The organism is Streptomyces sp. DSM 42067, from assembly GCF_055792885.1.
On sequence record NZ_CM147706.1, the window covers coordinates 2,989,070 to 3,015,054 of the forward strand.

The following is a 25,985-nucleotide window of genomic DNA, read 5'->3' on the forward strand; positions in this document are numbered from 1 at the left end:
TGAGCCCCACTCGCCGGCCCCTCGCCCTTCCGGGCGGGGGGCCGTTGCCGTACAGTCACCGGTCATCGAAACTGACGCATCGTCAGCTACGTACACCGCGACCGGAGGGGGCCCGGCATGCGCCTCGGACTCGCACTCGGCTACTGGGGCCGCGGCCCGGACCCCCGCCATCTCGAACTCGCCCGCGAGGCGGAACGGCTCGGCTACGACTCCGTGTGGACCGCCGAGTCCTGGGGCTCCGACGCCTTCACTCCACTGACCTGGATCGCGGCCCACACGTCACGTATCAGGCTCGGCACCGCCGTCGCGCAGATGGCCGCCCGCTCCCCCACCACCACGGCGATGCACGCGCTCACGCTCGACCACCTCTCGGGCGGCCGGATGATGCTGGGCCTCGGCCTGTCCGGGCCGCAGGTCGTCGAGGGGTGGTACGGACGGCCGTTCCCGAAGTCGCCGCTGACCGCGACCCGGGAGTACGTGGACGTGATCCGGCAGGTCCTCAGGCGCGAGGCCCCGGTCGAGCTCGACGGGCGCTTCCACGCCCACCCGTACCGCGGCGAGGACGGCACCGGGATCGGCAAACCGCTCAAGCCGATCACCCACCCCTTGCGCGCCGATCTGCCGGTCCTGCTCGGCGCCGAGGGTCCGAAGAACATCGCACAGACCACCCGGATCGCGGACGGCTGGCTGCCGCTGTACTGGTCGCCGACCCGCACCGAGGTGTACGAGGCGTCGCTCACCGGTCTGCGCGAGGGCTTCCTCATCGCGCCGATGGCCCGCGCGAAGGTCTGCGACGACGTCGCCGAGGGTCTGCTGCCCGTCAAGGCGATGCTCGGCTTCTACATCGGCGGCATGGGGCACGCCTCGCGGAACTTCCACGCCGATCTGATGGCCCGTATGGGCTACGAGGAGGAGGCGCGGCGCATTCAGGAACTCTTCCTCGCGGGGCGGCGTGAGGAGGCCGTGCTCGCCGTGCCCGACGCGTTCGCGGACGAGATCTCGCTGGTCGGACCGCGCGAACGCATCGGGGAACGGCTGGAGTCGTGGCGCAAGGGTCCGGTCACGGACCTTCTCGTCCTGGCGCCGGACCCGCACACGCTGCGGGTCCTGGCCGAACTCAACACCTGAGGGGCGTCAGCGGAATATGGCGATCGCGTCCAGGGTGACCTCTCGGGTCTCGGCGTTCCACGTCGTCATCTTGCCGAGGCAGCGGGCCTGGAACTCTCCGTCGTACATCCTGTCGATGCGCAGTCCTTCGGCGGCCAAGGGGACCTTCAGCTGCGCGGGTTGGCCCTGGCTCTCGTAGCGGGCGCGCATCACGAAGCCCGTTCCGTCCTCGGGCCCTGCCCGGAAGCGTCCCTCGACGGAGACGAACTGGGTGATGTCGCTCAGCGCGATGCTCCCCGAACCCGGCGCGCCACCGCTGCCGCCGGCTGCCCGCAGCTTCTTGTCGAGTGCCCGGTTCGGCGTGATGCTGCCGGTCAGCAGGTCGACGTACACGATGGCGTCCTTCCGCTCGAACACGTCCCGGAGCATGCCGATCACCGAAAGAGGGGTGCTCGTCTGCACATAGCTGGTGAACATCTCATGGGTGTCGTCCCGGTCCGCCTTCACCGTGAAGGGCAGTCTGGCCAGGATTCCGGTGGACGTCTTGACGTTGCGGCGCTCCTCCACGGCCTTCTCCAGAGCCGCCGTGTAGTTGCCCAGCTCGTAGAGATCCATGACGGACCCTTTGTGCAGGTAGATGCAGATGCTGAGGCTTGAGTGCTCCCCGGGGGGCCGTCGCAGCCGCTGGTAGGCCGCTGTCACCAGGAGGACGGCCAGTGCCGTCGCCCCGGTGGCCGCCACCAGCCAGGCCGCCATCCACCCCCACCATGCGCCCCACCAGTCACCGTTAACGACAGCCACGGATCTCCTTGAACGCCTCGGAAAGGGATGATTCATTCGCGTCGACCATGCGCCCGCCGGTCGTCGCAGCCGCGCGCCGCAGCTCGCGCGCGTCGGCGTCCCCGAACTGCACGGGGTAGGTGTGGACCGCGCGGGCCTCGGGCGCCCGAGCCTCGTATCGGCGTACGAACTCGTCGTAGCCGATACCCGCGTTGTTCTCGCCGTCCGTCATCAGCACGATGGACACGGCGCGCTCGGGATTCTCGGCCACCGCAGCGGACGCCGTGCCGTAGCCGTGGTCGAGGGCGGTCCAGACGGCCGTGGAGTCGTCGAAGCCGCCGCGGGCCACGAAGGCCTGGAGCTCCTCGGGATCCTCGGGATCCTCGACGGTGACGGTGCGCGCGCCGAGGGGCCGGCCGCCGAAACGGATCACGGTCAGCCGCTCTCCCTGGTAGAACCTGGCGAACTTGCCCGTCGACGAGGAGTCCGCGCCGCTGAGCCCCGCGAAGGCCTCCCGCAGCGACACCATCCGGGAGCCCCGCATCGAGCCGGAGAAGTCCAGCAGAAAGATCACCTGGTCCGCGATACGACGCCCGGGATCGCCGTAGTCCTCGATGAGCTGCTCGACGATCGCCAGCTCGTCGGGGAAGTACAGCGCGTTGCCCACCGATGCCCTCAAGCGCTCGTCACGCCGTACGGTCGCGCTGACCGGGCGGCGCAGCGTGCTCTGCATGATGTCCTGCTGGTGGTCGTCGTCCGTCAGCCAGTCCACCACCCTGTCGTACGCGTCGCGCCGGGAGGGGTCGAGCAGTAGCAGCGGATAGTCGGAGAGCACCATCCCGTCCTGGGGATAGACCACCTCCAGCCGCTCCTTCAGCCGATCGCCGTTGTTGAGGGCGAGCAGCTCGGACTCGTAGGTGATCAGTGCGTTGGCCTTGCCCGGCTGGTCCACGAAGGCGTCGATCAGTTCCCGTGAGGTGTCCGCGGTGAGCGTCTGGCCCGAGCGGAAGCCGCGCAGCCGGTCGCAGGAGACGTCGCCGCGGCGCAGTGCGCTGCCGGTGCCGGCCGCGGCGGTCGCGACACCGACGAGCGCGGACAGACCGCTGTTCGTGTGCCGCGGGTCGGCCATGCCGAAGCGGACGGTGCCGGTGGCGGCTCCGTCGGCGATGTCCGCCCACGACAGCCGCCCGTCGGCAGTGCCGTCCCGCAGCCGCTTCGCGACGTCCGGGGTCAGGCCGACGACGACGGGCGAGCGCATGACGGCGGTTCGCTGTACCGGAGCCGCGGCCCCGGCCGACGCCCCTGACCTCGCCGACTCCTTGAGCTTGAGCCGGAAGTACCGGTCCGAGGAGAGCCAGGCCAGGTCGTACGAGTGCCGGCCCCCGGCGAGGGTGTCACTGGCGTCGTTCGTCGCCCGGTAGTCCATCTCCAGCCGGACACCGGTATCGCGGCGCAACTCGTCCAGGAGGGGCTCCATGTCGGCGAGTTCGGAACTGGCCAGTACGCGCAGGGTGGTGGTCTCGTCGTCCCCGCCGGAGCATGCGGTGAGAGAGCCGAGTGCGGCGAGGAGCACCAGGCACAGCGTGAGGACGCCGGGCCGCGCCTTCACGGAGTTTCCTTCGCCGTCGTCGACTGCACCGGCCGGCACTCGCCGACGATCTCGATCATCCGCTCCAGGAGGTCGAGATCGGGCAGGACGGCCTTGGTCTCGTCGCCCGACGTGACCGGCGCCTGAATGCCACGCTCCTTCAGGAACTCGGTCAACCGGCCACTGGTCGACTCGCTCTTGGGGTCCCTCACCCGGAATCCCAGCTCCATCGCACGCTTCTGCAGCGCCGGATCGGTGGAGATCAGCTTCCCGAGCCGGTCGCCGTCGTCGCTGAACGCGATGAGCTGGGGCTCGGTGACGAAGCGCGTCGACGGGTAGAGCAGGACGCGTTCGGTGTCCGGTTTGCCGTGCTGGGCCTGGTACTGGATCTGGTGGGCCAGGAACTGGTGCTCGTAGATGACCGCGATCGGCGAGATGCTCTTGCCCTCGGCGGAGATGTACGTCTCGTTCTTCTCGGAGGACGGCAGGCCCTGGCTGATGAGGAGCGGCTTGATCCGCTCCGCGAGCTCCGCCGCCTCCGCCTTGTCCTTGGGGATGTCGTTGCCCTTCTCCACGAAGGCGACGAGACCGAGGTACGTGCCGCCGGAGTTGGACTCGCAGACGTCCGAGGTCTGGGCGAGGATCTTGTTGCCGTTGGTCGCCCCGTGCTTCCCGATGCGGAGGTCGTTCCAGCTCGCGCCCTTCCCGCCGTTCCGTTTGGCGAGTCCGAGGAACTTCTCCATGTTCAGCGTGTAGTCCAGCGGTGCTGCGGCGTCGGGCGCACCCGGCTGCGCTGCGGCTGTCCCGTCGTCCACGAGGGTCTCGGCGTACTCGCGATAGGTGCCGAGCACGATCGGGCTGACGAACGGCCGGTGCGTGGTGGCGGGGCGGCCCTTCTGTGCCTGCTTCTTCGTGATCAGGTCCGCGGCGGGCTGGCCGGAGGGGAAGACGATGTCGTAGCCGTCGTAGTTCTGGGTGGCGATGCCGCGGGAACCCATGCGCGTGATGTGCACCTTGAAGCCGTGCTGGGCGAGCAGCCGCTGGACCTGAGGGTCCTCGAAGAAGTCCGACTTGGAGGCCATCTTGGCCTCGATCGTGACGATCCGCTGGAACGGCAGCGCGGTGTGGCCGTTGGCCAGCACCAGGACGAAGCAGAACACGGGGGCGAGGACGGCGACGAGTGGGAGTGGGCGGCGGATGTTCGGCCACAGCCGCCACGAGCGCCATGACGGCGTGGGTCTGCCGACGGGTAAGCGTGGTTCCTCTGCTTCGGCTCTGTTCGCGGGCACCGGCTCTCCTGCTTGATCGGGGCAGGATCGTCGGTTTCGGACCTGAACGCCCAGGCGCGGAACGATGAATTCACCGCGAAGGACTGTCGAATGAGGAACCGTCCGAGGAACCTTCGGGCGAGCTCCTGAGTGTCTGTTGGGTTTCGTCGCGCATCGAGGGGCTACCCGTGAGGCATGTCCCCTCGATATCGCAACAGCGCCAACCAGGCGGGGACGGTCATCGCGATCGTCGCGGACATCATGGCCGTCATCCTCGGCCTGTGGATCCTGATGTACCTGCTGGACGCGAACCGTGCCAACGATCTGGTGCAGTTCATCCATGACGCGGCCCGCTGGCTGGCCGGCTGGTCGCACGACCTGTTCACGTTCGACGCAGCGTGGGCGCGGGTGGTGGCCGGGTACGGCCTTGCCGCCATCGTGTACCTCTTCGCGGGCCACGCGATCGCCAACCGGATACACCGACACTGACGGCGGCGGCCGTCAGCCGTAATCCGTCTGCCGCACCAGGGCCTGCCCGGCCTGACACGCCGGGCAGGCCCTGGGTACGCCAGGAAGGCCGGCCCTAGGTACGCCAGGCAGGCCCTACTCGCAGCAGTCAGGGTCCAGCCCGGCCGGCAGGCGCTCCCCGCTGAACACCGCGCAGGTCGCCTCGTCCCCGCCCAGGGCCGCGACGGCGAGCAGCACGGAACCGGCCGTCCAGGTCGTCAGCTCCTCCGGCCAGATCACCCCGTCGTCGAAGACATAGCCCGTCCAGTACAGGCCCGACTCCGGATCGCGCAGATGCTGGATCGACTGCAGGATCTCCAGGGCCCGGTCGGACTCGCCCACCGCCCAGAGCGCCAGGGCGAGTTCGGCCGACTCACCGCCCGTCACCCAGGGGTTGGGGACGACGCAGCGTACGCCGAGGCCGGGGACGACGAAGCGCTCCCAGCCCTCCTCGATACGGGACTTGGCCTCGACCCCCGTCAGCGCGCCGCCGAGGACCGGGTAGTACCAGTCCATCGAGTAGCGGTCCTTGTCGAGGAACCGCTCGGGGTGGCGGCGTATCGCATGGCGGAGCGCCCCGACCGCCAACTCCCAGTCGGGCTGCGGCTCTTCGCGCTGCTCGGCGATGGCGAGCGCGCAGCGCAGCGCGTGATGGACGGAGGAACAGCCGGTGAGCAGCGCGTCCGTGACGGGCGTCCCGTCGGCCTCCCGCTTCCACCCGATCTGGCCGCCGGGCTGCTGCAGCTTCAGTACGAACTCGACCGCGGCGCGGACCGTGGGCCACATGCCGTCGAGGAAGGTGTCGTCGCCGGTGGCGAGGTAGTGGTGCCAGACGCCCACGGCGATGTACGCACAGAAGTTGGACTCGCTGCCGCGGTCGGTGACGTCGCCCGGGTCGCCGTCGGCGTAGGCGGCGTACCAGGAGCCGTCCGGGTTCTGGTGGCGCGCCAGCCACTCGTAGGCGCGGGCGGCGGCCTCGTGTTCACCGGCCGCGTCCAGCGCCATGGCCGCCTCGGTGTGGTCCCAGGGGTCGAGGTGGTGCCCGCGGAACCACGGGATCGCTCCGTCCTCGCGCTGGACGCCGAGGAGGGCGCGGACGGTGGCGGCGGCCTGCTCGGCGGTGAGGACGCCGGGCAGGACGAGGTGTTCGGTCCTCTCGGGGCTCGTCACGCCTGGGCCGCCCCGGCGACCGCGCTGGTGTCCTGGGCCGCCGCGGCCTTGGGCAGGTGCGGCTTGGTGGCGTACGCGACGAAGCTCTTGCCGACGACCGGGTTGAGCAGCTGCTCCGCGAGCCGGGTGGCGAGGGGCTTCTTCATGATGTCCCAGACCAGCAGCTTGTGGTACGCGCGCACGGGCAGCGCCTTGTCGTTGTCGACACCGAACGCGCACTTCAGCCACCAGTACGGTGAGTGCAGGGCGTGGGCGTGGTGCGTGCCGTACGGCTTGAGTCCGGCCTCGCGCATCTTGGCGAGCAGCTCGTCCGCCTTGTAGATGCGGATGTGGCCGCCCTCGACCTCGTGGTAGGCGTCGCTCAGGGCCCAGCACACCTTCTCAGGCCCGTACCGGGGGACGGTGACGGCGATACGGCCGCCGGGCTTCAGTACCCGGACCATCTCGGCCAGCACTCCCTTGTCGTCGGGGATGTGCTCCATGACCTCGGAGATGATCACGACGTCGAAGGACTCGTCGGGGAAGGGCAGCGCGAGGGCGTCCCCTTCCATGGCGGTGGCCGTGGCCCCCGCCGGGGCCTCCCCCGCCTCCTTCATCGCCGCGAACCACTTGGCGACCTCGCGGATCTCCTCGCCGTTCTGGTCGAGGGCCACGACCTGCGCGCCGCGCCGGTAGCACTCGAAGGCGTGCCGCCCGGCCCCGCACCCGAGGTCCAGCACACGGTCACCCGGGGCGAGCGGGAACCGGGAGAAGTCGACGGTCAGCACGTGGCCCTGCTTTCGCGGTCGGGGGTGGGGGTCGTGGGGGTTTCGGGGGCGGCCTGGAGGACCTGGCCCGGGGAGCCGTGGGGGCCGCCGGCCGCGGAGTGGCTGAGACCGGCGGACGCGGACTCTGCGATCGCCTCGCGGTACCGCTCGGCGGTACCGCGTGCCGCCTGCGCCCATGTGAAGTGCCGCAGCACCCGCTCCCGCCCGGCGGAGCCGAGCCGCAGCCGCAGCTCGGGGTCCCCGAGGAGCCGCGCGAGCGCGGCGGCCAGCGCGCCCGCGTCGCCCGGCGGCACGGCGAGGCATGTCTCGCCGTCGGCCCCGGCGACCTCCGGGATGGCTCCGCCCGTCGTCGCGACGAGGGGCGTCCCCGTCGCCATGGCCTCCGCGGCGGGCAGGGAGAACCCCTCGTACAGGGAAGGGACACAGGCGACCTGGGCGGACCGCACGATGTCGACGAGCTCGGCGTCGGAGATGCCCTTGACGAACTCGACGGCGCCCTCGAGCCCGTACCGCTCGATGGCCTGGGCCACCGGCCCGTCCTCGGCGCGCTTGCCGACGACGACGAGGTGGGCGGCGGGGTTCTCGGTGCGCAGCTTCGCCAGTGCCTCGATCAGGTACACGAGCCCCTTGAGCGGCACGTCCGCGCTGGACGTCGTCACGATCCGGCCCGGCACCTCGGCCACCGAGGGATCGGGCGAGAACAGGTCCGTGTCGGCCCCGATGTGCACGACGTGGATACGGTCCCCGCGCACACCGAGATGGTCGACGATCTCCTGACGCGACGTACCCGAGACGGTGAGCACCGACGGCAGGCGCCGGGCCACGCGCTTCTGCATGCGCGTGAACGCGTACCAGCGGCGGACGGACGCGCGCCGCCTCCAGTTCGCTGCGGCGTCGAGCTCCAGCTGCCGGTCGACGGTGATGGGGTGGTGGATGGTCGTGACGAGCGGCGCGCCGAGCGCCTGGGCGCCGCCCAACAGCCCGTACCCGAGGGTCTGGTTGTCGTGGACGACGTCGAACTCGCCGCGCCGCGCGCGCAGATGGCGCCGCGCGCGCAGCGAGAAGGTCAGCGGTTCGGGGAAGCCCCCGGTCCACATCGTGCCGACCTCGAGGGCGTCGATCCAGTCGCGGTACTCGTCGCGCTTCGGGGTGCGGAAGGGGTCCGGCTGCCGGTACAGGTCGAGGCTGGGCAGCTCGGTGAGCGTGAGGCCCTCGAGCCCCTCGCCCTCGTCGAGCACGGGATACGGCTGGGAGCCGATCACCTCGACCTGGTGGCCGAGCCGGACGAGCTCGCGCGAGAGGTGGCGTACGTAGACGCCCTGGCCGCCACAGAACGGGTTCCCCTTGTACGTGAGAAGCGCGATGCGCAGCGGCCCGTCACCGGCGCCGGTGCTTCCGGCGCGGCGGTCGGCGCGCGCTGCGGGGCCTCTGGACGGCTGCGGGGCGGAGTCGGCGGCGGAGCCCGCACGAGGGCCTGTCTCCATGGCCTCAGCGGTCACTCCGGGCCCCCTTCTCACGACACTTTCACGCGAGACTACGCGTGGGCGGTAATCTAGAACAAGTTTCAGACTTGATCGCTCAAGGACCACTGAATTTACCGGCAGGTAGCCGCGCTGTGAGCGGCGGATCAGGTGATTCGCACCACGGCCGGCACGCACCGCGCGGGCGCCCTGCCATGCTGTGTCATCGCTTTTCCGTGTTCTTCCTCGCTCTTCTTGCTGAACGTCATGGAACGGGACCTATGCCTGCGGAAGTCAAGATCGCGCAATCGGCGACCCCTCCGCTCACCGAACGCCAGGAGGCACGCCGCCGCCGGATCCTGCACGCCAGCGCGCAACTGGCCAGCCGGGGCGGCTTCGACGCGGTGCAGATGCGCGAGGTGGCCGAGTCCTCGCAGGTCGCGCTGGGCACGCTCTACCGGTACTTCCCGTCGAAGGTCCATCTGCTGGTCGCCACCATGCAGGACCAGCTGCAGCATCTGCACACGACACTGCGCAAGCGCCCGCCGGCCGGCGAGTCGCCCGCCGATCGGGTCGCCGAGACCCTGATGCGCGCCTTCCGCGCCCTCCAGCGGGAACCGCACCTCGCGGACGCCATGGTGCGCGCCCTGACGTTCGCCGACCGCAGCGTCAGCCCCGAGGTCGACCAGGTCTCCCGCCAGACGACGGCGATCATCCTCGACGCCATGGGCATCGACGACCCGACCCCCGAACAGCTCTCCGCGGTCCGCGTCATCGGTCACACCTGGCACTCGGCGCTCATCACCTGGCTCTCGGGCCGCGCCTCGATCGCCCAGGTCAAGATCGACATCGAGACGGTCTGCCGGCTGATCGACATCACGTCGCCACCGCGCTGACGGCGCCTGCTCCTCGGTCCGGAAAGGCCCTGCCTGCTCCTCCGGCGGGCGGGCGGGCCCCTGCCTACTCCTCCGCGGGAAGGCCCGCACCTACCCCTCCGCCGGGAAGGCCCGTACCTACTCCTCGGGTGGGAAGACCGGTTCCCGCGATCCGACGAGTGTGATCGTGATCGCCTCCACCGGGCAGCCCTCCGCCGCCGCCAGCACCCGCTCATTGGCGTCCGTGTCGGGGTCGACGGGGTGTGACTGGCGGGCGGTGTCGAGGCGGAAGTCGTCCGGGGCATGGTTGGTGCACATCGCGGCGCCGATGCAGAGGGAACGGTCGACCTCCACGTGCCAGCGGTCGCCCATCAGGCACCCGCTCCCTCGTGGCCCGCCCCTGTCCCCTCGTATCCGGCAGGCAGGTGGATCATCTTGTGCTCCAGATACTCGCTGAATCCCTCGGGCCCGAACTCCCGCCCGAGGCCGGAGTTCTTGTAGCCACCGAAGGGGCCGAGCATGTCGAGGCTGAAGGTGTTGACGGAGTAGGTGCCCGTGCGGACCTGGCGGGCGACGTCGATGCCGTGGGCCGTGTCCGCCGTCCAGACGCTGCCGCTCAGTCCGTAGTCGGAGTCGTTGGCGATCTTCACGGCCTCGGCCTCGTCGCCGTACGGGAGCAGGGAGATGACAGGGCCGAAGATCTCCTCGCGGGCGATCCTCATGGAGTTGTCGACGTCGCCGAAGAGCGTCGGCTCGACGTACCAGCCGCGCTCGAGACCCGCCGGGCGGCCGCCTCCCGTAAGGACTTTGGCGCCCTCTTCCTGACCGATGCGGATGTAGTCGAGGTTGCGCTGCTGCTGGCGCCGGGCGACGAGCGGGCCGACCTGGGTGGCCGGGTCGAGCGGGTCGCCGACCACGAGGCCGCTCGCCGCGGCGGCGAAGGCGTCCGCGAACTCGTCGTAGCGGGAGCGCGGCACGAGGATGCGGGTCTGGGCGACGCAGGCCTGGCCGTTGTTCATCCAGGCGGCCGGGACGATGCCCTGCACGGTGGTGTCGAGGTCGGCGTCCGGCAGGATCACGGCCGCAGACTTGCCGCCGAGCTCCAGCGTCACGCGCGTGAGGTTCCGGGACGCGACCTCCATCACGCGCCGGCCGGCGGCGACCGACCCGGTGAAGGACACCTTGTCGATGCCGGGGTGACCGACCAGGTACTCACTGACCTCGCGGTCCGCGGGGAGGATCGACAGGACGCCCTCCGGCAGCCCGGCGTCCTTGACGATCTCAGCCAGGATGTACGCGTCGAGGGGCGACTCGGGCGACGGCTTCAGGACGACGGTGCAGCCGGCGAGCAGCGCGGGTGCCAGCTTCGCGGCGGCCGTGAACTGCGGGACGTTCCACGGCACCACGGCCGCCACGACGCCCGCGGGCTCACGCCGGACGAGGATCTTCCCGAGAACGCCGTCGCGCTCCTCCTCGTACGTGAAGGAGCGCGCGACCGTGATCGCGGCGTCCCACACCATCATCGCGCCGAGCGCCTGCGCGAGGACGCTCCAGGAGTACGGGGACCCGTTCTCGGAGGAGATGACGCGGGCGATCTCCTCGTGGCGCACCGCTATCGCGTCCTTGATCCGGCCGACGACCTCGATCCGCTCGTCGAGCGTCATACGAGGCCAGGGCCCCTGGTCGAACGCCGTGCGGGCGGCGGCGACGGCGCGGTCGACGTCGGCGGGCGCGGCGTGCGGCACGCGGCCGATGACCTCTTCGGTGTGCGGCGAGATCACCTCGATGACGTTCGCGCCGAGGGGGTCGGTCAACTCTCCGCCGATGAACAGCTGTCCGTGTTCCACGAGCTCGGTCATGGCCGACTGCCTCCTGGGGAGCTGGGCGATCCTGGGCGTGCACGCCAATACCTGACACTGCATCAGAACTGATACCAGTTCCAGTCGGAGGAGTCCACGGGCGGCACAGGAACACCTGACGGGTCGCCCGCCAGGCGCCCGGCACACCCTGGGGCGCCCCCGAAGTCGGTCGTCTCGAGCGACCAATGAAACTTGTTCTATTCTACAGTTGGAGTTGAACGTCCTGTTCCAAGCAGAACTGATGAGGCGTCAGGGAGTGGGGAGCCGATGACACAGGTGACCGACCACCGCGGGGGTGTGCAGTCCCTCAGGGTCCCCATCCCGGACAACCCTCTCGGCCACACCCTGGTCTACGTCCTCGACACCGACCGCGGCCCGGTGCTGATCGACACCGGCTGGGACGACCCGTCCTCCTGGGACGCGCTGGCGGACGGCCTCACGGCCTGCGGCACCTCGCCCGCCGAGGTCCACGGTGTGGTCATCACCCACCACCACCCCGACCACCACGGCCTGTCGGCCAGGGTCCGCGAGGCGTCCGGCGCCTGGATCGCCATGCACGCGGCGGACGCCTCCGTCGTACGCCGCACCCGCGAGAACCCTCCAGACCGCTGGTACGCCTACATGACCGGCAAGCTCATCGCCGCCGGCGCCCCCGAGGAGCATGTGGCCCCGCTGCTCGCCGTCCGCGCCTCCGGCCGGATGCCCACCCTGCCGGGCTTCGACGCGGCCGTCCCCGACCGCGACATCGCCCCCGGCGAACTCCTCGACCTGCCCGGCCGCCGCCTCCGCGCGATCTGGACACCGGGCCACACCCCCGGCCACGTCTGCCTGCACCTGGAGGAGAATCACCCCGCGGGCCTCCCCGGCCGCGGCCGCCTCTTCTCCGGCGACCACCTGCTCCCCGAGATCACCCCGCACATCGGCCTGCACGAGGACCCGGACGACGCCACCGTCACCGACCCTCTGGGCGACTACCTCGACTCCCTGGAGCGGATCGGCCGCCTGGGCGCGGCAGAGGTCCTCCCCGCCCACCAGCACGCCTTCACTGACGCCGCGTCACGCGTACGCGAGCTGCTGACCCATCACGAGGACCGCCTCACCGACCTCCTGACCCACCTCGCCCACCCCCTCACCCCCTGGCAGCTCGCCGAACGCATGGAGTGGAACCGCCCCTGGGACCAGATCCCCTACGGCTCACGCACCATCGCGGTCTCGGAGGCGGAGGCCCATCTGCGCCGCCTGGTGAAGCTCGGACGGGCGGAGGCGGTGGCGGGGAGTGATCCGGTGGCGTATGCGGCGGTGTGACCTTCGCTGTACGCGGCCGCGGCACCCTTTGGCCGTTCCCAGGCCCCCTGGCGGTTCAGCGACCGGGCCGAGTGAGAAGTCCGCGTATCAAGGTCTGTGCCTCGTCAAGGAGTTCCACCTCGCGTCGGCTCATGGTGGGATTGGCCGCCCGCCGCTCCACGGCCTGGTGTAGGCCCCTGCAGTCGCAGATGGCCCACGAGGCACTGGCCGGACCGCTTGGGACTGCGCGGACCCGGCTGCCCGGACGGACGCGAATACACGGGCCGGAAGGGCATGCAGTTCGCGCAGCAGCCGCGCGAGCGTCGCCCCCGCTTCTGCCGCGGTCAGCACGCCACCGGCCAACGCCTCCAGCATGGTCGGCCCGGACAGTCGCTCCATCACGTCGGCGGTGAGCGCGATGGAGACGTGCGCGCAGTCCGCGAGCGACGACATGCTCGTGAAGCTTGAGGGTGCGATCGGGGCGGGCTCGGGCTCTTCGAGAAGGCCCGGCCGTATGTCCGACTGGACAAGTATCCTGCGCAGTTCGGCACCCTGCGGTGGTTCAAGTCGAGCTACAGCGACAGTGGTGGAGCCGACTGCGTCGAAGTCGCCTTCGACTGGCGCAAATCGAGCTACAGCAGCAGTGCGGGCGGCGAATGCGTAGAGATAGCCTTCGAAGGGCCCGACTCGGGGCCAACGGTCGTCCACATCCGCGACTCCAAGGACCCGGAACGTCCCTCCCTCGCCTTGAATTCCGTGGCCTGGTCGGCGTTCCTCACCTGGCTCCCCTGACCACCACGTCGCCACAACGTGACACTCTCACCCCCAAGTGTCACATTCCTGCGAGATGGTGTCTCACCCCGCCGGTTCACGGCAGGGTGCCCTCATGCCCGACCACGCACCACCAGGAATGACCCAGGTCCACCGGGCGGTCCTCGACACCATGGCCATGTACGGCCCGCGTCGCGTACCGCTGGCCCACGTCGCGCGGCTGGCCGGAACGAACCGCCAGTTCCTGTACCGGAACTGGCCCCGCACCAGCACCCTGGTCCGGCAGGCATGCGAAGGCGAGCTGCGACGCGTGCTGAACGCGGCCGCCGAGGTCGGTGACCCGTTACCCCGGCTCTGCCTGGCGGTCGAGCAGGTTGTACGCGCCGCACGCCTGATACGGGAACACCCGGTGACGGAGGCAGCCGCCCGGACGGCTCCCGACCTGCTCCTCGAGGCGCTCACCGGGCCGGCCACGCCCCTGCACACGCAGGCACTGCACTGGTTGTACGAGCGACTCGATGCGCTGCGCTGTCACATAGATCTGGAGTCCACGGGACGAGTCATCCTCACTGTCGCCGCTCCGTTCGCGCTCCTCCCGCCTTCTCCCAAGAGCCGCGACGAGCGCACCCGGCTCGACACCCGGCTACGGTCGGCCCTGCACGCCTGCCTTTCGCCCGCCCCGCCCTGCACCGCATGTGCTCCACCCCGCCAACTCCCGTCAGGAAGCGCTGAACCCGGGTCGTGACCAGCGAGGGCGATCTCAGATCGAAGTGCGGTATGCCTCGAAGCCCTCTACGACTCGCTCGGCATCGGTGACGGCGTGTGGAGACAGCGACTGAGCCGGGCTGCCGACGAGGTGCTCTTCGCACTCGCGGCGGAGGCCGGTCAAGCCGTGCTCGTCAACTGGTGGCACCACGACACCGCGCCCGCGGGGCTGCACCGTCTCGGGGCACGGCTCGTAGAGGTGTACTTCGACTGCGATCCGGGGCTTGCGGCCCAGCGGTTCCGGGCCCGGCGACGACATCCCGGGCATCTCGACCCCGACCTGAGCGACGAGCAGGTCGCCAAGAGGGTCGCAGCGTTGCGGGAGTCGTATCCGGGGCCGCTGCGGCTCGGCGGGCCGACTGCGATCGTCGATACCAGTGGCCCGGTGGACACCGCCGCCGTCGCCGCGCGGGTCGGGGCGCTGCTGCACGGGATACCCACGCCTCAAGACCGGCACAGCCGCCCCCTCCCCGTCTTCAACAGCGGACGTGCACTGACGTCCGAGGGCATGGACGACGCCATCTACGAGCAGATCAAGGAACGAGCGGGCCGGAAGCCTCCCCCTACGGGCCAGTAGGACTCCGCGTACGGGCCGGTAGAGTGGGCCCGTCGTCATCATGCTCGTACGGGGGGAAGCCGGTGCAATTCCGGCGCTGACCCGCAGCCGTGAGCCGTCGTCGTCGCCAAGCGTGACCCTCGTCGGCGAGTCGGAATGCCCCGTCGAGCGTGACCGGCTCGCGTCATCGGCACCCGCCGGTGACCGGCACCGTCGAGGCATACGGAGCCGGAGCCGCCCGGTGCCCGCGTGTGCCCGTGCTGCCCGGCTCCCCGCAGGGAGAGGCACCCGCCGATCATGAACGTTCGCCGCAGCGCCGCGGTACTGGCAGCCATCGCCGTGATCGGCACGGCCACGGCTCCGGCCGCCCTCGCGGACGACGCGTCCCCGTCGCCGTCCGTGGCGCTTCCCTCCGGGCTCTACGGCACGTCCGACCCGACGTATGACGGTGTGTGGCGGCAGTCCCTCGCGCTTCTGGCGCAGGACACCGTGGGCGTGAAGCCCGCCACGAAGGCCGTCGACTGGCTGACGGGGCAGCAGTGTGCGGACGGCGGCTTCGCGGCGTACCGGGCCGACGCGGACAAGGCGTGCGACGCCAAGACCGCCGTCGACAGCAACAGCACGGCAGCCGCCGTCCAGGCGCTCGCCGCGCTCGGCGACCACGACACGCAGGTCGGCAAGGCCGTGACGTGGCTCAAGTCCGTGCAGAACGAGGACGGCGGCTGGGGGTACGCGCCCGGCGGGGCGAGCGACACCAACTCCACGGGTGTGGTTGTCGGCGCGCTGGCCGCCGCGGGTGAGAAGCCGGCGGATGTGAAGTCCAAGGGCGGCAAGTCCCCGTACGACGCGCTTGTGCGGCTCTCCATCCCGTGCGACGAGGACGGCGGCGGCGCCTTCGCGTACCAGCCCGACAAGAAGGGCAAGCTCGCGGCCAACGCGGACGCCACGGCCGCGGGTGTGCTGGGCGGGCTCGGCGAGGGGCTCGTGACGACCGCCGGAAAAGCGCAGGAGGAGGGCGAAGGCTGCGGTGACGGCGGCACCCTCACGGCCGGGCGGGCCGCCGGCAACGGCGCCGCCTATCTCGCCGAAACCCTCACCGACGGCAGCTACCTGAAGTCCGCGCTGGCCGGTGCCGAGGACCAGCCCGACTACGCGAACACCGCCGACGCGGTCGTCGCGCTCGCCGCCGCGGGCCGCACCACGGACACCGAGAAGCCGCTCGCCTGGCTGGCGAAGAACTCCGCCGACTGGGCCGCGCAGAGCGGGCCCGCGGCGTACGCCCAGCTGGTCTTCGCCGCCCACGCGGCCGGTGCGGACCCGCGCGCGTTCGGTGGCCAGGACCTCGTCCAGCAGCTGAACGCCACCGGCCCGGCCCCGCGGGCCACCGACGACACCAGCAAGACCGATAACGCCGCCGAGGACGAGAAGAAGGACGGCGACAGCGGTCCCGGTGTCTGGTGGATCATCGGCGTCGGTCTCGTCGCCGGTATCGGCATCGGCTTCCTGCTCAGCGGCCGTAACAAGAAGCAGCAGCTGTGATACGGCACCGGCTCGCCGCCCTGGCCCTCGGCCTGCTGCTCACCGTGCTGGGCGTCCTGCTCGGTGCCGGGCAGGCGCAGGCCGTGGGCTACCGCTACTGGTCGTTCTGGGAGCGGGACGGCGGCGCATGGGCGTACGCCAGCCAGGGGCCGTCGTTCGTGCGCCCCGAGGACGGGGCTGTGCAGGGCTTCCGGTTCGCCGTGAGCGAGGACTCGCAGGACTCCACGAAGCCGCGCGGGGACGCCGGCTTCGCCGCGATCTGCGCCGACACCCCGGCGAAGGACGGCACCAAGCGGGTCGCGCTCGTCCTCGACTTCGGCACGGCCGAGGACGCGCCGGACGGCGAGACGCCGCCGAAGCCGCGTACCGCCTGCGCGCGGATCGCCGAGGACGCGACCACCGCCGACGCGCTCGCCGCCGTGGCCGGGCCGCTGCGGTACGACAGCAACGCGCTGCTGTGCGCCATCGCGGGCTATCCGGAGACGGGGTGCGGCGAGCAGGTGTCCGGCGCCGGGCGCCCCGGCGCGTCGGCGTCGCCGGCCGCGACCTCCGCCGCCACTGCCCCGCCCTTCGGCGACGCGACGCCGTCGGACGGGAACGACGCGGTGGTGAGCACGAAGGGGGCGGGCGGCGGGCCCTCGCTGGGTCTGGTCGCCGGTATCGCCGTGGTCGCCGTGCTGGGCGTCGCCGTGATCTGGCAGGCACGCCGCCGCCGAGGCTGAGCGGGGCCACGACGATGACCAGCACCGCGCTCCGCCGCGGGCTCGCCCCCGAAGCGGACCGCAGCAACGCATTGCATCCCGGCGCCTGGTGGATCTGGGCGCTCGGGCTCGGCACCGCGGCGTCGCGGACCACGAACCCGCTGCTGCTCGCACTCCTCATCGGGGTCGCGGGGTACGTCGTCGTGGCACGGCGGACGGAGGCGCCCTGGGCGCGGTCGTACGGCGCCTTCGTCAAGCTCGGACTGGCCGTGATCGGGATCCGGCTGGTGTTCGCGGTGTTCCTCGGATCGCCCATCCCCGGCACGCACACCGTCGTCAGCCTGCCCGAAGTCCCGCTTCCCGAGTGGGCGCAGGGAGTGCGCGTCGGCGGCCGGGTGACAGCCGAGGGCCTGGTCTTCGCGCTGTACGACGGGTTGAAGCTCGCCACGCTGCTGATCTGCGTGGGCGCGGCCAACGCTCTCGCCAATCCTGCGCGGCTACTCAAGTCGCTGCCGGGTGCCCTGTACGAGGCGGGGGTCGCCGTCGTCGTCGCGCTGACCTTCGCGCCGCATCTCATCGCCGATGTGCAGCGGTTGCGGGCCGCGCGGCGGCTGCGCGGGCGTCCGGACCGCGGCCTGCGCGGGTTGCTGCAGGTCGGACTGCCGGTTCTGGAGGGCGCGTTGGAGCGGTCGGTGGCACTGGCGGCCGCGATGGACGCCCGCGGGTACGGGCGGACCGCGCAGGTTCCGGCCGCCGTCCGGCGCACCACCGCCGTACTGACCCTGGGCGGGCTCATCGGTGTGTGCGCCGGAACGTACGGGCTGCTCACCGCCGAGGGAGCGACCTACGGCGTGCCCGTGCTGCTCGCCGGGCTCGTGGCCGCGCTGGCCGGACTGTGGCTGGGCGGCCGGCGGTCCGTGCGCACCCGGTACCGGCCGGACGTGTGGGGTGTCCGGGCCTGGCTGGTCGCCGGCTCGGGGGTGGTGGTGGCGGCAGCGCTGATCGTCTCCGGTTCGTACGATCCCGCGGCCCTCCGCCCCGGCGTCGTACCGCTGTCCGCCCCCAGGCTGCCGCTGCTGCCCGCGGCGGCGGTGCTGCTGGGACTGCTTCCGGCGCTCGTGGCACCTGTTCCGGCTCCAGCCCCGCCCGCCTCCGCAGGCACCGCGGGATCCGCCCCGCCGGAACCCTCCCCCGCACCCAGGTCCGACCTCCCCAAGGAACCCTCATGATCCGTTTCGAGGATGTCTCCGTGACGTACGACGGCGCCTCGGCGCCCACCGTACGAGGGGTTGAACTCACCGTTCCCGAGGGCGAGTTGGTGCTCGTGGTCGGGCCGTCCGGGGTCGGCAAGTCGACGTTGCTCGGGGCCGTCAGCGGGCTTGTGCCGCACTTCACGGGCGGCACGCTGCGTGGCAGCGTCACCGTGGCCGGGCGGGACACCCGCACCCACAAGCCGCGCGAACTCGCCGACGTCGTGGGAACCGTGGGCCAGGACCCGCTCTCCCACTTCGTGACGGACACGGTCGAGGACGAACTCGCGTACGGCATGGAGTCGCTGGGGCTGCCGCCGGAGGTGATGCGGCGGCGGGTCGAGGAGACGCTCGACCTGCTCGGCCTCGCCGATCTGCGCGACCGGCCCATCGCCACGCTGTCCGGCGGGCAGCAGCAGCGCGTGGCCATCGGCTCGGTCCTCACCCCGCATCCTCAGGTGCTGGTCCTCGACGAGCCGACCTCCGCTCTCGACCCCGCGGCGGCGGAGGAGGTCCTGTCCGTGCTCCAGCGGCTCGTCCACGACCTCGGTACGACCGTGCTCATGGCCGAGCACCGGCTGGAACGGGTCGTGCAGTACGCGGACCAGGTCCTGCTGCTCGCCGAACCGGGCGCGGCGCCCGTGCTCGGTACGCCCGCCGAGATGATGGCCGTCTCGCCGGTGTACCCGCCGGTGGTGGACCTCGGGCGGCTCGCCGGCTGGTCGCCCCTGCCGCTCACGGTGCGGGACGCCCGGCGGCAGGCCGGGGGGCTGCGGGAACGGCTGGCGGGGCTCGGGCCGGATCCGTCCCGCGGACGTGCGGACCGGGCCCACGATCGCCTGGATGGTGCCCACGGCCGCGTGGACGCGGCCCCTCCCCACCCGACGCCGTCGTCCCGGCCCGGCTCGGACACGCGCCAGGACCGCCCATGGCTCACGCGGTGGCGGCCCTGGCGCAGAAAGCGGGATATAGCGGACGTCACCGACGCACCCGACCTGCCCGCCCCGGACGCCGAGCCCGTCGCGGTCGTCGAGGGGCTCGGTGCCCGGCGCGGCAGGGTCCAGGCGTTGCGTCACGTGGACTTCTCCACCGTCCCCGGCGAGACGGTCGCGCTGATGGGCCGCAACGGCGCCGGGAAGTCCACCCTGCTGTCCACTCTTGTCGGCCTGGTCGCCCCCACGTCGGGCTCGGTGCGGGTCGGAGGCGTGGTACCGCACCGTGCGGGGCCGCGTGAGCTGGTCCGGCGCGTCGGCCTCGTACCGCAGGAGCCGCGCGATCTGCTGTACGCCGACACCGTGGGCGCCGAGTGTGCGGCCGCCGACGGCGACGCGGGCGCGGCGCCGGGTACGTGCCGGGCACTGGTGTCCGAGCTGCTGCCCGGCATCGCGGACGACACGCATCCGCGGGACCTCTCGGAGGGGCAGCGGCTCGCGCTCGCCCTGGCCGTGGTGCTCACGGCCCGGCCGCCGCTGCTGCTTCTCGACGAGCCGACCCGCGGTCTGGACTACGCGGCGAAGGCCCGCCTGGTGTCCGTCCTGCGCGGGCTGGCGGTCGAGGGCCATGCCGTCGTGCTGGCCACGCACGACGTGGAACTCGCGGCCGAGCTGGCGGACCGCGTCGTCATCCTGGCCGACGGGGAGATCGTGGCGGACGGCCCGACCGCCGAAGTCGTCGTGGCATCCCCTTCCTTCGCGCCCCAGGTCACCAAGGTGCTCGCACCGGAGCGGTGGCTGACGGTGTCCCAGGTCAGGGAGGCACTGGCATGACTGGTCCGACCCACGCCCAGACCCACGACCAGAGCCAGCCCCAGGCCCGGGCCGTCCGTCTGGGCCGCCGTTCCGTGGGCGCCCTCGCACTCGTCAGCGCCGTCGGGATCGCCGCCTTCGGGTGGCCCCTGTTCGCCGAGGCCGGGTCGGGGCTCAGCGCGCACGCGCAGGACGCGCCCTGGCTGTTCGCGGCGCTGCTCGTGCTGCTCGTGGGAGTGGTCGCGGCGACGATCTCGGAGTCGGGTCTCGGCCCGAAGGCGGTGGCGATGCTGGGCGTACTGGCCGCCGCAGGCGCGGCGCTGCGGCCGCTCGGCGCAGGGACGGCCGGGATCGAGCCCATGTTCTTTCTCATGGTGCTCAGCGGCCGTGTGCTCGGGCCCGGTTTCGGTTTCGTGCTGGGCGCCGTGACGATGTTCGCCTCGGCCCTGCTGACCGGGGGCGTCGGCCCGTGGATGCCGTTCCAGATGCTGTCGATGGGCTGGTTCACGATGGGGGCCGGTCTGCTGCCGGGCCCGGACCGGCTGCGGGGGCGCGGTGAGCTGCTGATGCTCGCCGCGTACGGGTTCGTGGCGTCCTTCGGGTACGGCACGATCATGAATCTGGCCGGCTGGCCGTTCCTGGGCTCGCTCGCGTCGAGCGTCGCGTTCGACCCGGACGGCACGCTCGCCGGGAACCTGGCGCGCTTCCTCGCGTACTGCCTGGCCACTTCGCTCGGCTGGGACCTCGGCCGGGCGGCGGTGACCGTGGTGCTCACGCTGACGCTCGGGCCCGCCCTGCTCAAGGCGCTGCGACGCGCCACGCGGCGGGCCGCCTTCGAGGCGACGGTCACGTTCGAAGCGCCTGGTCGCTCCTAGCCACTTCGTGGGCGTCCGGTCACGTTCTGCCCCAGTGGGCGGCCTGCGAGGCGTCGGACACATTCCCGGCGCCGACCGGCAGTACCTGCATGCGAACTCCGTCACATGCGACCTGGGGCTTGTGTCACATTTCGCCGGATTAGCCATATGCGGAGTGTGCGGCTTCGCACGCAGTCCGTGACGAGAAGGGCCCCAAGCAAGTGAGGCCCTTCACGTGGCCTTGGTCACTTACTAGACGGCCTCGTAGCCGAAGTCCATGACGTGAGCGCGTCATTTCCCCCGCCTGACCTGGGGATTGAGAGCCGGGTCACACAAAGGACCTTCTTCTCGAATGCGACTTCCACTAGTAAAAGGGGTGGTTGCGGCGTTTCGGCGGCCCTGCTTCTCTGGATGTGTCGCACGGCGCCGACGTGCCCTCACGGGTCGCGGCGCCGACGCATTTCCCCCGCCTCCCGCACGGCTCCCGTGCACGGCTGTGGGCTGCGTGCGACGCCCTGCCCCCAACCAAGAGGTTCCCCCTGTGACTGTCGCTCTCTTCCGCCGCATCGCTTCCCCGAAGAAGGCCCTCACCGGTGCCGCCGTGGCCGCCGCCACCACCGGCATGCTGTTCGCCGCCGCTCCCGCCCAGGCCGCTCCCGCGGCTGCGTCCACCGGCAAGGCCCAGGCGATCGCGCACAAGCTGATCCCGGACGCCGCGCAGTACAAGGCCTTCAGCAAGATCGTGGAGCACGAGAGCGGCTGGAACGTCACGGCGACGAACGCGTCCTCGGGGGCGTACGGTCTCGTTCAGGCGCTGCCGGGCTCGAAGATGGCCTCCGCCGGTGCGGACTGGAAGACCAACCCCCAGACGCAGATCAAGTGGGGCCTGGACTACATGAACTCGCGTTACGGCAGCCCGGTCGCCGCGTGGAACTTCTGGCAGTCGCACGGCTGGTACTGAGCCGACGACCGCTCGGGCCTGAGGCCCGTCGCATACGAAGGCGGCGACACCCCCATTGCGGGGTGCCGCCGCCTTCGTCGTACCCGACGCTGGAGAGGCCGTCAGCCTGCGAGCCCGCACCACCACTCGACGCAGCCGACCTCGAACGCCTTGACGACGGTCTCCGTCACCTCGCTGCCGTCCGCGGCCACCGCATGGGTACGCAGGGCGACCCTGCCCTGGTCGAGGGCCGGGAGCGACACCGCCCAGCGGTCACCGTCGGCCCGCACCTGGGACGCGGTCCAGGTCGTGCCGCCGTCCACGGAGTACTCCACACCGACCTCCTTCACCGGTGCTCCGTCGGTCGAACCGGTCTGCCGGGCGACGGAGACATGGAAGGTGACCGGCTCACCGGCCTCGATCTCCTCCCGTCCGTTGAGCGGCAGGTCGTAGCCGATGTCCAGCAGCGCCGCGGCCTGCGCCCTGCCGTCGGCCACATGCCCGGAGCGGAAGCGCCACTCGTCGGTGACCGAGTCGGACATCGGCCAGTTGCTGCCCTCCTCGATCCAGCCGCCGTCGCGATGCGCGGACACCTTCAGCCGGTACCACGCGTCGCTCTGCGGGAGCCTGAACTCGCCCTTGCCCGGTTGGTCGTTGTCCGCGACGGGAGTGCCGTCGTCGCGGGTCAGAACGGTGTTGCCGGTGTCCGTGCCCGGCAGCCACTCGGAAAGGTGCCCGGCGGCGTCGGAGAACATCGGCAGGTCGATCGACAGATCGTCGCCGGTACGGGTCACCTGGGGCTCGCCGTCCGCGCCGCGCACCGAGAGCGAGGGGTTGAAGGGAGCCTTCAGCCACTCCTCCGAGTAGGTGCGCCCGGCCTCGTACTCGGTCGCGTTGGTGTACTGCGCACCCACCACCGTGTCCTCGGCATCCAGGATGTGGAACGTCGCTGTGGTCCAGGGCACGTCCGGGGACAGGTAGAGATCGGTGGTGAAGGGCGAGCGCAGCACGGTGTACTGCTGCACCCAGACCAGGCCGTCATGCTGGATCCAGCCGTACAGGCCCTTGGTGTCGTTGGGGTACCCCGGTGCCCAGGCGGAGGTACGGACCTTGGCGAGGTCCGCGGCCCGGTCCGTCCACTTCACACCGCCAGGGACCCGGCCCTCCACCTTGTGGAAGGTCAGGTAGTGGTACTCACTGGCCCTCGTGCCCTTGACCCGCAGCTCCAGCGGCCCGGCGGCGAGCAGCGCGCGCAGCCGCTTGGTGTTCGGGGTGTCGACGCGCAGGACCGGGTCCGTGGACTCGGAGCCGGTGATGTAGCCGCTGAGGATGATCAGCCCGGCGCCTGCGGCCTTGATGGCGTTGTAGCGGGCGGTGCGCTGGGCGGGGGTGCCGGTGTAGCCCGGCTCGAACAGCACGATCTTCCCGGCCAGGTCTAGGCCGCTGATGTCCGCTCCGTTGCCCACGTCGACCACGGCGCCGGTGACGTCGCCGTACCAGCCGGCGAAGTAGTAGGGCAGCAACTCCACGTCGATCGGCTCACCGGTGGAGGTGTCCCGGGCGGTGATCCAGTGCTGCTGGAAGCTGCCCGCGCCGAAGAAGGTGAGGCCGGGCATGTCGGGGCCGGTGCTGGCGGCCGCGTAGACGGAGTGGGCATACGCGTTCAACGGGGCGATCAGGCCGGTGGTCCCTGACGAGGTGGTCCCTGACGCGTCCTGGGCACCGCCGACGCTGGAGACCAGGCCGGTCCCGGCGTGCGTGGAGGAGACGGCGTCGTCGCGGTCGATGTCGAGGGTCACCGGCTTGGCGTCCGCGATGTCGACGGTCAGTTCGCGATCGGCGTCCAGGGACACCTGGTGCGCGTAGTGCACGGCGGCCGAGGCGACTTCGGTGGTGCCGCTGAGCTGCTGCTCCCAGACATGGCCGATGACCCGGTAGTCGCCCTCTTCCAGGACCAGCTTCTTCGTCTTCCCCGCGGCGACGGAGGTCCGTACGGCTTCACCGGTCGCCGTGTTCTGGATCACCGCGTTGGTGGTGCTCTTGTCCACCCCCGGGCGGTTGGCGGCTCCGACCAGGGTGAGGGTGTGGCTGGTCTGCGCGACCGTGAGCGCGTACGGGGTGCGGATGCTCTGCCCGTTGCCGGAAGCGGTGACGATGCCGCTGTGGACGCCGGCCTTCGTGGCGGCGGCCGGGGACGACGTGAGCTCGACGGTGGCGCTGCCATGCGCCGGGACGGATATGTGTTCCGTGTCGAGGGCGGTGAGTGCGGCCGGCGCGGCGCTGCCGTCGGGGCCGGTGGTCTCGGCCTTCACGGCGAGTTGGAGGGTGCGGTCCGAGCTGTTGGTGTAGGTGATCCGGCGCACCGTGGGCTTGCTGTCCGCGACCGGCTGGGCTGCCTGCACAGTCCGCAGCACGGCCGGTTCCGCGGTGACCGGGGCGTCGAGTGCGGCGGGGACGTCGACGATTCCCGCCCCGACATCGAATACGTCCGCCTGCTCGACCTCACCCGCCGACCCGATGAGGGCGGCCTTCAGCTGCTCCCCCGACCAGTCGGGGTGCGCCTGCTTGACGAGGGCGACGGCTCCCGCGACATGCGGAGTGGCCATCGACGTACCGGACAGCTTGGCGTAGGAGCCGTCCACGGCCTCCTCCGCGAGTGTCCCCTTCGCCCGGGCGGCGACGATTCCGCTGCCCGGGGCGGCGATCTCGGGCTTGATCGCGTCGTCGCCGACCCGGGGGCCACGCGAGGAGAACGACGACACGGCTCCCTTCTTGGTGACGGATCCGACCGTCAGGGCCGCGTCGGCGGCACCGGGCGAGCCCACCGTGTACGCGGTGCCGGCGTTGCCCGCGGCCACCACGAACAGGCTTTCGGAGTCCGCGGAGAGGCGGTTCACGGCGGCCGACAGGACGTCGGTGCCGTCGGTCGCATCGCCGCCGAGGCTCATGTTGACGACGTCGGCCCCCTGAGCGACGGCCCATTCCATGCCTGCCAGGATCTCGGCGTAGTCGCCGAGGCCGCTGTCGTCCAGGACCTTGCCCTCGATCAGCTCGACGTCCGGGGCAACGCCCTTCAGACGGCCGTCGGATGCGGCGCCGGAGCCGGCGATGGCCGACGACACATGGGTGCCGTGGCCGTTGCCGTCCTGGACGCCGTCCGCGTACGCGACGAAGTTCTTCTCCGCGACGACCCGGCCGGCCAGGTCCGGGTGGCCGGTGTCGTAGCCGGTGTCCAGCACCGCGACCTTCACGCCCTTGCCGGTCAGGCCGGACTTCCATGCCTCGGTCGCGCCGATCTGGGGGACGCTGGTGTCGAGGGTCGCCTTGACCTTGCCGTTGAGCCACAGCCGCTCTGCGGCGGCGCTCTCACTGCGGGCCTTTCCGGTGCCTCGGCCGGTGAGCCGGGTCCAGGCGGTCGCGGCACGGTCCTTGTCGACCTTGAGCGCGGTGACGCCGAGCCGGGGGAGGGAGCGGGTGAGCTTGGTTCCCGTCGGCGCCGAGGCCAAGGGCTTGCCGCCGAGGCCGTCGTCGTTGCCGGCGGTCCCCGCCGCGAGGACCGGGACGGTGTCGCTGTGTCCGTCGTCGTAGCCGAGTGACACCAGGCCGGTGACATCGAACAGCGCCTCGTCCACCGTGCCGTCGCCGATGAGTTCCTCGGCGTCGGTGGGCAGGACGTACTCATGGCCGTTCAGGCGGTAGCGGGTGAAACCGATCCGTTCACGGTCGGGCGCCGGGGTGACGCCCGTGACCTGGAGGTCCGCGCCGCGGCCGGTGTAGGCGACCTTGTCACCTGTCACCAGGGTGACGGTGGAGGAGCCGGGGCTGGTGGCGGCCCCGGCTGCCGCCGTGGTCGATGGTGTCGTACCGGAGCCGGCGGAGGCCGAGTCGGAGCCGGCGGGGTCGGCCAGGGCGGGCGACGCGGTGGCGATGACGGTGGCGCTCAGTGCGGCGGCGATCAGGCGGCGGCCCGGCGGCCGGACGGGTCTGCGGCGAACGTGGGGCATGAACGGTCCTCCCGGGGGCCGCCTCCCGGCGGATCTCCCAGAGGCGGCCGGGATCGGGGCGCCCGGACGGGACGTTGGCGCTGTGGGAGATCATCGGGACTCTTCCACGGGCCGCCGGCGGAGACCCCGGGTGCCGGTGGCGGGATCGTGCCCTGGCGCAGATCCGCCACGGTGCGCCTTTCCGGCAGGGGCTAC

Annotated in this window: 22 protein-coding genes and 1 riboswitch; of the genes, 13 read left to right on the forward strand and 9 right to left on the reverse strand. The window is 71.4% G+C overall.

The window, feature by feature from the left end; translation table 11 throughout:
• Nucleotides 1-117 precede the first annotated feature (117 nt).
• Nucleotides 118-1,128, forward strand: coding sequence for an LLM class F420-dependent oxidoreductase (locus tag ACSMXV_RS13895; RefSeq protein ID WP_473177936.1), 1,011 nt, complete (start codon nt 118-120; stop codon nt 1,126-1,128).
• A 6-nt stretch (nt 1,129-1,134) separates the two neighbouring features.
• Here ACSMXV_RS13895 and ACSMXV_RS13900 read toward each other — a convergent pair whose 3' ends face one another.
• From ACSMXV_RS13900 to ACSMXV_RS13910, 3 genes are read right to left on the reverse strand one after another with little or no spacing between them, the layout of a single operon-like run.
• The gene (locus ACSMXV_RS13900; RefSeq protein ID WP_473177937.1) at nt 1,135-1,908 is read right to left on the reverse strand and encodes a hypothetical protein; all 774 of its coding nucleotides are present in this window, start codon (nt 1,906-1,908) and stop codon (nt 1,135-1,137) included.
• Complete coding sequence (locus tag ACSMXV_RS13905) at nt 1,895-3,496, reverse strand: vWA domain-containing protein (protein ID WP_473177938.1); 1,602 nt, start codon at nt 3,494-3,496, stop codon at nt 1,895-1,897. The genes ACSMXV_RS13900 and ACSMXV_RS13905 overlap by 14 nt, the downstream gene beginning before the upstream one ends.
• Nucleotides 3,493-4,764: a hypothetical protein gene (locus tag ACSMXV_RS13910; protein WP_473177939.1), complete on the reverse strand. Its 1,272-nt coding sequence runs from the start codon at nt 4,762-4,764 to the stop codon at nt 3,493-3,495. The genes ACSMXV_RS13905 and ACSMXV_RS13910 overlap by 4 nt, the downstream gene beginning before the upstream one ends.
• Nucleotides 4,765-4,938: 174 nt before the next feature.
• On the opposite strand from ACSMXV_RS13910, the gene ACSMXV_RS13915 reads away from it, so the two are divergent.
• Complete coding sequence (locus ACSMXV_RS13915; protein ID WP_473177940.1) at nt 4,939-5,232, forward strand: hypothetical protein; 294 nt, start codon at nt 4,939-4,941, stop codon at nt 5,230-5,232.
• Nucleotides 5,233-5,346: 114 nt separating this feature from the next.
• On the opposite strand, the gene ACSMXV_RS13920 is transcribed toward ACSMXV_RS13915, so the two are convergent.
• Genes ACSMXV_RS13920 through ACSMXV_RS13930 form a run of 3 tightly spaced genes read right to left on the reverse strand, consistent with a single transcriptional unit; the run spans nt 5,347 to nt 8,686 of the window.
• The gene (locus ACSMXV_RS13920; RefSeq protein WP_473177941.1) at nt 5,347-6,420 is read right to left on the reverse strand and encodes a prenyltransferase/squalene oxidase repeat-containing protein; all 1,074 of its coding nucleotides are present in this window, start codon (nt 6,418-6,420) and stop codon (nt 5,347-5,349) included.
• Complete coding sequence (locus ACSMXV_RS13925) at nt 6,417-7,187, reverse strand: class I SAM-dependent methyltransferase (RefSeq protein ID WP_473177942.1); 771 nt, start codon at nt 7,185-7,187, stop codon at nt 6,417-6,419. Before ACSMXV_RS13925 ends, ACSMXV_RS13920 begins: the two co-directional genes overlap by 4 nt.
• Entirely contained in the window at nt 7,181-8,686 is a 1,506-nt protein-coding gene (locus ACSMXV_RS13930) for a glycosyltransferase family 4 protein (protein ID WP_473177943.1), read from the reverse strand. The genes ACSMXV_RS13925 and ACSMXV_RS13930 overlap by 7 nt, the downstream gene beginning before the upstream one ends.
• Nucleotides 8,687-8,928: 242 nt before the next feature.
• Between ACSMXV_RS13930 and ACSMXV_RS13935 the strand changes: the two genes are divergently transcribed.
• On the forward strand, nt 8,929-9,543 hold the full coding sequence (locus tag ACSMXV_RS13935) for a TetR family transcriptional regulator (RefSeq protein WP_473177944.1): 615 nt from the start codon (nt 8,929-8,931) through the stop codon (nt 9,541-9,543).
• Nucleotides 9,544-9,660: 117 nt separating this feature from the next.
• Here ACSMXV_RS13935 and ACSMXV_RS13940 read toward each other — a convergent pair whose 3' ends face one another.
• Both ACSMXV_RS13940 and ACSMXV_RS13945 read right to left on the reverse strand, forming a co-directional pair.
• Nucleotides 9,661-9,894, reverse strand: coding sequence for a ferredoxin (locus ACSMXV_RS13940; RefSeq protein WP_473177945.1), 234 nt, complete (start codon nt 9,892-9,894; stop codon nt 9,661-9,663).
• Nucleotides 9,894-11,381, reverse strand: a complete 1,488-nt coding sequence (locus ACSMXV_RS13945; protein ID WP_473177946.1) for an aldehyde dehydrogenase — start codon at nt 11,379-11,381, stop codon at nt 9,894-9,896. Before ACSMXV_RS13945 ends, ACSMXV_RS13940 begins: the two co-directional genes overlap by 1 nt.
• Before the next feature lie 267 nt (nt 11,382-11,648).
• On the opposite strand from ACSMXV_RS13945, the gene ACSMXV_RS13950 reads away from it, so the two are divergent.
• The 10 genes from ACSMXV_RS13950 to ACSMXV_RS13995 all read left to right on the forward strand — a co-directional run bounded on the left by ACSMXV_RS13950 (nt 11,649) and on the right by ACSMXV_RS13995 (nt 21,807).
• On the forward strand, nt 11,649-12,686 hold the full coding sequence (locus tag ACSMXV_RS13950; protein ID WP_473177947.1) for an MBL fold metallo-hydrolase: 1,038 nt from the start codon (nt 11,649-11,651) through the stop codon (nt 12,684-12,686).
• 501 nt (nt 12,687-13,187) lie between these two features.
• Nucleotides 13,188-13,457 carry a DUF397 domain-containing protein gene (locus ACSMXV_RS13955; RefSeq protein WP_473178926.1) on the forward strand — a complete coding sequence of 90 codons (270 nt, stop codon included), beginning with the start codon at nt 13,188-13,190 and terminating at the stop codon, nt 13,455-13,457.
• Between the two features lie 94 nt (nt 13,458-13,551).
• Nucleotides 13,552-14,181, forward strand: a complete 630-nt coding sequence (locus ACSMXV_RS13960; protein WP_473177948.1) for a hypothetical protein — start codon at nt 13,552-13,554, stop codon at nt 14,179-14,181.
• 75 nt (nt 14,182-14,256) lie between these two features.
• Entirely contained in the window at nt 14,257-14,778 is a 522-nt protein-coding gene (locus tag ACSMXV_RS13965) for a hypothetical protein (RefSeq protein ID WP_473177949.1), read from the forward strand.
• 52 nt (nt 14,779-14,830) lie between these two features.
• A riboswitch (cobalamin riboswitch) is annotated at nt 14,831-14,919 on the forward strand.
• A 135-nt stretch (nt 14,920-15,054) separates the two neighbouring features.
• Nucleotides 15,055-16,296, forward strand: coding sequence for a prenyltransferase/squalene oxidase repeat-containing protein (locus ACSMXV_RS13970; RefSeq protein ID WP_473177950.1), 1,242 nt, complete (start codon nt 15,055-15,057; stop codon nt 16,294-16,296).
• On the forward strand, nt 16,296-17,018 hold the full coding sequence (locus ACSMXV_RS13975) for an SCO2322 family protein (RefSeq protein WP_473178927.1): 723 nt from the start codon (nt 16,296-16,298) through the stop codon (nt 17,016-17,018). The genes ACSMXV_RS13970 and ACSMXV_RS13975 overlap by 1 nt, the downstream gene beginning before the upstream one ends.
• 14 nt (nt 17,019-17,032) lie before the next feature.
• On the forward strand, nt 17,033-18,226 hold the full coding sequence (locus tag ACSMXV_RS13980; protein ID WP_473177951.1) for an energy-coupling factor transporter transmembrane component T: 1,194 nt from the start codon (nt 17,033-17,035) through the stop codon (nt 18,224-18,226).
• Entirely contained in the window at nt 18,223-20,013 is a 1,791-nt protein-coding gene (locus ACSMXV_RS13985; protein ID WP_473177952.1) for an ABC transporter ATP-binding protein, read from the forward strand. Before ACSMXV_RS13980 ends, ACSMXV_RS13985 begins: the two co-directional genes overlap by 4 nt.
• On the forward strand, nt 20,010-20,867 hold the full coding sequence (locus ACSMXV_RS13990; RefSeq protein ID WP_473177953.1) for an ECF transporter S component: 858 nt from the start codon (nt 20,010-20,012) through the stop codon (nt 20,865-20,867). The genes ACSMXV_RS13985 and ACSMXV_RS13990 overlap by 4 nt, the downstream gene beginning before the upstream one ends.
• Nucleotides 20,868-21,387: 520 nt before the next feature.
• The gene (locus ACSMXV_RS13995; RefSeq protein WP_181659714.1) at nt 21,388-21,807 is read left to right on the forward strand and encodes an aggregation-promoting factor C-terminal-like domain-containing protein; all 420 of its coding nucleotides are present in this window, start codon (nt 21,388-21,390) and stop codon (nt 21,805-21,807) included.
• 101 nt (nt 21,808-21,908) lie between these two features.
• Here the strand turns inward: ACSMXV_RS13995 and ACSMXV_RS14000 are convergent, their stop codons facing one another.
• Nucleotides 21,909-25,790: a S8 family serine peptidase gene (locus ACSMXV_RS14000; protein ID WP_473177954.1), complete on the reverse strand. Its 3,882-nt coding sequence runs from the start codon at nt 25,788-25,790 to the stop codon at nt 21,909-21,911.
• Nucleotides 25,791-25,985 lie beyond the last annotated feature (195 nt).

Excerpts from the sequence above, each read along its gene's own strand:
- ACSMXV_RS13895 (WP_473177936.1), top strand. The coding sequence starts at position 118 with ATGCGCCTCGGACTCGCACTCGGCTACTGGGGCCGCGGCCCGGACCCC.
- ACSMXV_RS13915 (WP_473177940.1), top strand. The coding sequence starts at position 4,939 with ATGTCCCCTCGATATCGCAACAGCGCCAACCAGGCGGGGACGGTCATC.
- ACSMXV_RS13935 (WP_473177944.1), top strand. The coding sequence starts at position 8,929 with ATGCCTGCGGAAGTCAAGATCGCGCAATCGGCGACCCCTCCGCTCACC.
- ACSMXV_RS13940 (WP_473177945.1), bottom strand. The coding sequence starts at position 9,894 with ATGGGCGACCGCTGGCACGTGGAGGTCGACCGTTCCCTCTGCATCGGC.
- ACSMXV_RS13945 (WP_473177946.1), bottom strand. The coding sequence starts at position 11,381 with ATGACCGAGCTCGTGGAACACGGACAGCTGTTCATCGGCGGAGAGTTG.
- ACSMXV_RS13950 (WP_473177947.1), top strand. The coding sequence starts at position 11,649 with ATGACACAGGTGACCGACCACCGCGGGGGTGTGCAGTCCCTCAGGGTC.
- ACSMXV_RS13960 (WP_473177948.1), top strand. The coding sequence starts at position 13,552 with ATGCCCGACCACGCACCACCAGGAATGACCCAGGTCCACCGGGCGGTC.
- ACSMXV_RS13970 (WP_473177950.1), top strand. The coding sequence starts at position 15,055 with ATGAACGTTCGCCGCAGCGCCGCGGTACTGGCAGCCATCGCCGTGATC.
- ACSMXV_RS13980 (WP_473177951.1), top strand. The coding sequence starts at position 17,033 with ATGACCAGCACCGCGCTCCGCCGCGGGCTCGCCCCCGAAGCGGACCGC.
- ACSMXV_RS13985 (WP_473177952.1), top strand. The coding sequence starts at position 18,223 with ATGATCCGTTTCGAGGATGTCTCCGTGACGTACGACGGCGCCTCGGCG.
- ACSMXV_RS13990 (WP_473177953.1), top strand. The coding sequence starts at position 20,010 with ATGACTGGTCCGACCCACGCCCAGACCCACGACCAGAGCCAGCCCCAG.
- ACSMXV_RS14000 (WP_473177954.1), bottom strand. The coding sequence starts at position 25,790 with ATGCCCCACGTTCGCCGCAGACCCGTCCGGCCGCCGGGCCGCCGCCTG.